At 41.1% G+C, this 4,565-nt stretch carries 8 protein-coding genes and 1 pseudogene; 1 reads left to right on the top strand and 8 read right to left on the bottom strand.

Annotated elements, in window-relative coordinates:
- The first annotated feature begins 5 nt into the window (after positions 1-5).
- A complete protein-coding gene (locus V7K42_RS03265; RefSeq protein ID WP_334913498.1) occupies positions 6-332 on the top strand; it encodes a DUF4346 domain-containing protein in 327 nt (108 codons plus the stop codon).
- Between the two features lie 117 nt (positions 333-449).
- Here V7K42_RS03265 and V7K42_RS03260 read toward each other — a convergent pair whose 3' ends face one another.
- From V7K42_RS03260 to V7K42_RS03225, 8 genes and pseudogenes are all read right to left on the bottom strand, one after another.
- Positions 450-662 (bottom strand): hypothetical protein, encoded by a 213-nt coding sequence (locus V7K42_RS03260; protein ID WP_334913496.1) that lies wholly within the window; start codon positions 660-662, stop codon positions 450-452.
- Between the two features lie 13 nt (positions 663-675).
- Positions 676-1,506: a cold-shock protein gene (locus V7K42_RS03255; RefSeq protein WP_334913494.1), complete on the bottom strand. Its 831-nt coding sequence runs from the start codon at positions 1,504-1,506 to the stop codon at positions 676-678.
- Positions 1,507-1,667: 161 nt separating this feature from the next.
- On the bottom strand, positions 1,668-1,883 hold the full coding sequence (locus V7K42_RS03250) for a hypothetical protein (RefSeq protein WP_334913492.1): 216 nt from the start codon (positions 1,881-1,883) through the stop codon (positions 1,668-1,670).
- A gap of 33 nt (positions 1,884-1,916) precedes the next feature.
- Positions 1,917-2,198: a hypothetical protein gene (locus V7K42_RS03245; protein ID WP_334913490.1), complete on the bottom strand. Its 282-nt coding sequence runs from the start codon at positions 2,196-2,198 to the stop codon at positions 1,917-1,919.
- Positions 2,198-2,554 carry a DUF5615 family PIN-like protein gene (locus tag V7K42_RS03240; RefSeq protein WP_334913488.1) on the bottom strand — a complete coding sequence of 119 codons (357 nt, stop codon included), beginning with the start codon at positions 2,552-2,554 and terminating at the stop codon, positions 2,198-2,200. Before V7K42_RS03240 ends, V7K42_RS03245 begins: the two co-directional genes overlap by 1 nt.
- A complete protein-coding gene (locus V7K42_RS03235) occupies positions 2,551-2,781 on the bottom strand; it encodes a DUF433 domain-containing protein (protein ID WP_334913486.1) in 231 nt (76 codons plus the stop codon). The genes V7K42_RS03240 and V7K42_RS03235 overlap by 4 nt, the downstream gene beginning before the upstream one ends.
- 214 nt (positions 2,782-2,995) lie before the next feature.
- Complete coding sequence (locus V7K42_RS03230; RefSeq protein ID WP_334913484.1) at positions 2,996-4,054, bottom strand: ribonucleotide-diphosphate reductase subunit beta; 1,059 nt, start codon at positions 4,052-4,054, stop codon at positions 2,996-2,998.
- Positions 4,055-4,241: 187 nt separating this feature from the next.
- A pseudogene (locus V7K42_RS03225) lies at positions 4,242-4,565 on the bottom strand (ribonucleoside-diphosphate reductase subunit alpha); the annotation flags it as partial.

Raw genomic sequence — 4,565 nt, 5'->3', positions numbered from 1 at the left:
TCAATGTGCTTCAGTATGTCACTCATATTTTTGTGTCAAAAACTTATCGCAATCTTCTTTTACCACAGAATATTACTATTTTGGAGATGTCTAATGAGCAAGGATTAGCTATCGATCCAGAAACCGGAAAGCCGATTCCTGCAACGGTCAAAGTGGAACGACAACCTACTGTCCTATTTACAGGAAGAACTGCTAAAGAAATTTGCATTCAACTGTTTGAATCAACAAAACCTTCTCCAGTGAGCCGATTGGATCATGCGGCTTACTTGGGACGTGAGTTTATGCGAGCAGAATGGGCGTTGGTGACAGGACAAGACTACGTACAGGATTAAATACGCTTTTGATGATTTAACGGTGAAGTTGTGCGGCGGCAGACAAGCTTGAACTCTCACCGTTAACCTCTGCTCCGTCCGCACCAACGCAGTGTTAGGCAGGCTTCAACAACTTAACTAAAAACCCAGTAGAGCCTTTTGAACTTCCTCCGGTGAGACTTGAACTAGATTTTCAGTCGTGACATTTTCGTGCTGATGACTCAACTCAACCATTCCGCCAACAGCGTTTACAAGCCTAAGTTGAAGAAAGGAAGACTGACTTGAGAATACTTGTCCTTCAAGGACACCATAACTACCTGCAAGTTTATTTTTGTAAAAGGGTTTACTCATTTCTGTCTAATTTCTATTTACTATTGATCGAGTTCTTCGTTATTCTTGATTTATTTACATAGATATCGTTAAATGATTCAAAGTCTTTTGCTCTGGCACTAGTCCTCTGGTTATCCAAATTGAGTTCCCTGCAAATAACTTTATAAATACCCGGAGGAAATCCCCCATGCAAATCCCATTCTTTACCTGCTTCTTCCATTCTCACAATACCTGAGATATTTGGATACTTATAACCAAGTCGATTGTTTACAATATATGCCGAGAGTCGCTTACTATGCGTAAAATTTAAAGGACGCATCTCTGCTAATAGTTGCTCTAACTTATCAGCTTCCGGTTTTGTTAACTTATGCTCCTTAGCTATTCTTCCAATTTCATTTTCTCGTAGAGCTTCTACCTTCCTGCGTCGCTCCTCCTCTGCTGCTCTAAGTTGGCTCTCTAAGTTATCTCGCTCAACACTTACTTCATGTCTGCGACCAACTCCAACCAACTCTATCGTTACAAGGTCAAGCCAACTAGGTTTTGGAGAGTCTATATTTTTCCAAATACTCTCTACTTTTTGGATCAAATCATATAATTCATGTGTGTAACTTTGAGGGATATTTTCTGTGTTTAGCCAAAGCTTACTAACTTGTTCGCCTTTTTCATTTGTTTCAATTTCATACCAGAAATTGACTGTTTCAAAAGCTTCGCTATTGTCCAATTTTTGGGCTAATTCAGGATGTTTTTTCTGGATTTTTTTGATATGGAAGAAAACTTTTCCATTAGGATTAAGAAAAGTACGACCGACAAACCCAAATCCTCTATCAGGATTGTAGCTTTTGATACTGCCGAAGTCTATTGTCATAAAACTAATTCTACTCACTTACTACAAAGGGGTATATCCTTTCTGCGAAATAACTACGCTATAAACAAGAATTCCCTGTTTACAAGGGAAACTCTCAAGGAAGCCTATACAAAGTGTAAAAATTTACATCAACAAGATTTACAAAAAGGTTACGGTTCGGTTTATTTACCTTTCGCATTAGAGAGAAAATATCCCAGAGCCAAGTATGATTGGATTTGGCAGTTTGTTTTTCCTTCTGGTAGCATTTTGCATTCATGCTCGACAGCGATCGCAAACATTTCGTACATTTGTTCGCGGCTGTGGGGAAAAACTTGCATCGCTTCTTGAAACAATTTTTGATACAGCCGCACATGGGAGAGTTCATCTCGGTTAATCATTCTAAAGATATCGGCACTCCCAGACATCAGCATTCATGATGACAGGTTGTAGAAAAATATAAACCCATTGTAGAAATAAAAACCTTCCAACAAATAATCCGCCAAGAGCGATACGAAATAATTTTCTGGTGTGGGGTTCTCAACATACTTTTGGTATAATCCAGCGATAAATTCACATCGTTTTTTGAGAATGCGTAGGCGCAGCCCGCCGCAGGCATCGCTCCGCCAAAAATCATAGACGTGTGTACGGCGATCGCCATTATGTTTTCTCCATTTGTAAAAACCCTGGGAAGAGATCCAAAGCCATCGATGCATTATGATAAAGCAAGCAACGATAAATTTTCATCTTCATAAAATAACTCGATCGCGTTAAAATTATGACATAGCAAATTTTCAACTTGTAATGTCGAACAGTTTCCAGCGCGAAGCCAAATAACTTTCGGTGGGTTCCCAAATACTAAGCTCAGGTCGTGCATATCTGCATCTTTTGAGACAATCATCAAATTATTGTTTTTTGCATAATCCCAAACTATTGGGTCGTTGGCGAAGCCTCTCCTAGGGAGAATCGTTGCTTTCATGCCCACATGTCGAACATGAAGCGAATTTGGGAAAATATCACTCAAATGGCTTGGTAACTTAGGTGACAACTTTTCGTCAAAAAGTAATTTCATGCAGATAATGGAGCAGTCATAAACCGACGCTCACGATCGGCAGCATAAGCAATGCAAGCTTTTAAATCTTCTCGCGTCAGATCGGGAAAATCGTCGATAATTTCTGCTTCCGTCATCTCGGAAGCCAAGTACTCAAGCACTTCATAAACCGTAATTCGCAAGCCGCGTACACAAGGCTTACCACCGCGTTTATTTGGTTCGATCGTAATGTAGTTTCGGTAGTTCATAGTTGAAATTATCAACATTATATTCTCGACCAAGGCACAATCTTAGATTATGTCTTGGTCATGTTTAAACATAGCAAAAATTCAAAGAGTGGTGATTGCCACCATCCTAAGACTAAGCGACTTAACGTTCCCAATCACCCGCGGCAGACAATCTCTGAACGCCTCACAAATCATCTCTCGGCGGTCGGGTACATTGGGGTTGTTAGACCCCCTTTTAGAAATCATCCCAACCTTCAATGCTAGAGGACATGACGTAACTGGTGACACTCGCCTCAAAGAAGTTTGCCTTCGTGTGAGCTTCTTTCTTAGTATCTGAGAAACGCTCCAAGTGAGCATAGGGGCTTTTTTTATAGATAGCTTCTGTCCATAATGGATCTAAACCGATCGCCTTCAAGCGAGCATTTGCCAGATATTTTGTGTACTGTTCTGTACTGTTTGCCGTAATCCCCAGAATATCATCTCCAACAATATGTCCTGTCCACTTGCATTCATGCTCGACGGCTAGAGCAAACATTTCGTAGATTTGTTCGCGGCTGTGGGGGAAAACTTGCATCGCTTCTGGAATCAATTTTTGATACAGGCGCACATGGGAGAGTTCATCCCGGTTAATCATTCTAAAGATATCGGCACTCCCAGACATGAGCATTCGTGATGACAGATTGTAGAAAAATATAAACCCATTGTAGAAGTACAATCCTTCCAACAAGTAATCCGCTAACAGCGATATGAAATAATTCTCTGGTGTGGGGTTATCGACATACTTTTGGTATAGTCCAGCGATGAATTCGCATCGTTCTTTGAGAATGCGATCGCTCCGCCAAAAATCATAGACGTGTGTACGGCGATCGCTGGGAATCACCGTCTCAATAATGTATTGATAAGACTGATTGTGCATCGCCTCTTGGGAAATTTGTTCTGCCATACACAATGCAATTTCTGGTGCAGTAACGCTGTTTTTGATATGAGGCACATTACAGGTTTGCACCGAATCGAGAAACGTCAGGTAGCTAAGGATGCCATCAAATGCACGTCGTTCTCCAGGCGTGAGATTGGCGTAATCTGTTACATCTTGAGTAATGTCTATTTTTTCGGGAACCCAGAAATTCTCTCGCATTTGACGGTAGAGAGACACAGCCCACGAGTAACGAACGTCGTTTAATTGCATTAAGTTCGTAGTCTCCCCGAACCATATTAAACGGTTGGCTGTATCATCATTCCCGTTCGGATTGAAAACGGGATTAATCGGCATTAAAGATTGTCTTGGTTGGTACATTTTAATTCTATTTTGATTAGTTTTCACTCTTAATTGGGCAATGGGTAATGTCCATTGCCTATGCTTGATAACTGATACTTCTGGAGCAAGACGCTCCGCGTAGCTTGCTTCCCCGTAGGGGTACGACTTCCCTGCGGGACGCTACGCGAACGCTCAGTACAAGTAACTGTTTACTGATAACTGGTGTTCAGCTTGCACAAGCAACACATTGCTCATTTGATTCTTTGAAACTATCTTTTTGGACAGTGCGAATATAGTAGATTGCTTTACAACCCAATTCCCAAGCCAGCATTAGGGTTTCAAAAATATCAAGAGCGGTGAGAGAACGCTCAGGTTCGTCGGGGAAATAAACTCCAGCGTTCAGATTAAACAGTAGTTCCATTGAAATTCCTGTATCAATCCATTGTTGGATTGTGGCGATCGCCTGCACCACTTTTTTCTGATCAAATGTCTTATTTTCGACATAAAACCATAAATTATCCCGAATGTAAGGCGGTGCGATGGGTACTGA

It is taken from the genome of Nostoc sp., from assembly GCF_036917455.1.
Taxonomy (GTDB): domain Bacteria; phylum Cyanobacteriota; class Cyanobacteriia; order Cyanobacteriales; family Nostocaceae; genus Nostoc.
This window is presented reverse-complemented; position numbering and strand designations above follow the sequence as displayed.

Excerpts from the sequence above, each read along its gene's own strand:
- V7K42_RS03260 (WP_334913496.1), bottom strand. The coding sequence starts at position 662 with ATGAGTAAACCCTTTTACAAAAATAAACTTGCAGGTAGTTATGGTGTC.
- V7K42_RS03255 (WP_334913494.1), bottom strand. The coding sequence starts at position 1,506 with ATGACAATAGACTTCGGCAGTATCAAAAGCTACAATCCTGATAGAGGA.
- V7K42_RS03250 (WP_334913492.1), bottom strand. The coding sequence starts at position 1,883 with ATGATTAACCGAGATGAACTCTCCCATGTGCGGCTGTATCAAAAATTG.
- V7K42_RS03245 (WP_334913490.1), bottom strand. The coding sequence starts at position 2,198 with ATGCATCGATGGCTTTGGATCTCTTCCCAGGGTTTTTACAAATGGAGA.
- V7K42_RS03240 (WP_334913488.1), bottom strand. The coding sequence starts at position 2,554 with ATGAAATTACTTTTTGACGAAAAGTTGTCACCTAAGTTACCAAGCCAT.
- V7K42_RS03235 (WP_334913486.1), bottom strand. The coding sequence starts at position 2,781 with ATGAACTACCGAAACTACATTACGATCGAACCAAATAAACGCGGTGGT.
- V7K42_RS03230 (WP_334913484.1), bottom strand. The coding sequence starts at position 4,054 with ATGTACCAACCAAGACAATCTTTAATGCCGATTAATCCCGTTTTCAAT.